The organism is Bacillus sp. LR--39 (assembly GCF_053613335.1).
On the sequence record NZ_JBSIOT010000893.1, the window covers coordinates 1 to 704 of the forward strand.

The window sequence follows — 704 nt, forward strand, 5'->3', positions numbered from 1 at the left end:
TTTAAACCGAAGTATGTAGGCGTCGGGGATGAGCATACATATGAAACATTAAAACAGCATTCTTTCTCCTACACCTTTAAAACAGGGATCGGGGAGGAAGCTTTAATCGAAGCGGCCGTTATCCCGGAAGCGGATATCGTCGTCAATGCTCTCGTCGGCAGCGTCGGTCTTCTTCCGACTTTAAAGGCGATGGAGCATAAAAAAACAATTGCGCTTGCAAATAAGGAAACTCTCGTGACAGCCGGTCATATAGTGAAAGAACACGCCCAAAAATACGATGTCCCGCTCCTGCCCGTCGACAGCGAACATTCCGCGATTTTCCAGGCCCTTCAGGGGGAAAATCCGAAGCATATCAAACGGCTGATCGTCACGGCTTCAGGCGGCAGCTTCAGGGACAGAACAAGGCGGGAACTTGAAGGCGTCACAGTGGAAGAAGCCCTCAATCATCCAAATTGGTCGATGGGTGCAAAAATCACGATCGATTCGGCTGCAATGATGAATAAAGGACTCGAGGTTATTGAAGCCCACTGGCTGTTTGATCTGCCCTATGACCAGATCGATGTCCTCCTTCACAAAGAAAGCATTATTCATTCAATGGTTGAATTCCACGACCGCAGCGTCATCGCCCAGCTTGGCACACCTGATATGAGAGTGCCGATTCAATATGCGCTCAGCCATCCGGAACGCCTGCCGTTTAATGAAGC

At 49.4% G+C, this 704-nt stretch carries 1 protein-coding gene; it reads left to right on the forward strand.

Annotation, left to right across the window (positions count from 1 at the left end; translation table 11 throughout):
* Positions 1–704 (forward strand): 1-deoxy-D-xylulose-5-phosphate reductoisomerase (dxr, locus tag ACWHAR_RS27305; protein ID WP_452088460.1); only part of this gene is annotated, 704 nt, incomplete at both ends.